Origin of the sequence: Streptomyces caelestis (assembly GCF_001279005.1) — a bacterium.
Lineage (GTDB): Bacteria > Actinomycetota > Actinomycetes > Streptomycetales > Streptomycetaceae > Streptomyces > Streptomyces heliomycini.
Map to the genome: position 1 here is coordinate 1 of NZ_LGCN01000175.1, position 231 is coordinate 231.

A 231-nucleotide genomic window follows, 5' to 3' on the forward strand; every position below is an offset into this window, starting at 1 on the left:
TCCAGCGGTGTCCGTGAAGCAGTTCTCGTGTGAGGCTCTGGAAGAACGACTCGGCCAGGGCGTTGTCGTAGCTCGAGCCGGCCCGGCCCCTGCTGCGGCGGATGCCGTGCCGGCGGCAGACGTCGGCGAAGGCGGCCGCGCTGTACTGGGCGCCCCTGTCGGTGTGGAGAACGGCGCCCTTCGCCTGGCCGTCGCGGGCGGCCACAGCCATCTCGATCGCGTCGGTGACCA

General features: G+C 71.4%; 1 protein-coding gene. It reads right to left on the reverse strand.

Annotation, left to right across the window (positions count from 1 at the left end):
- Positions 1 to 231: DDE-type integrase/transposase/recombinase (locus ADK41_RS15400; protein WP_159043980.1), on the reverse strand; the 231-nt coding region annotated here is incomplete at both ends.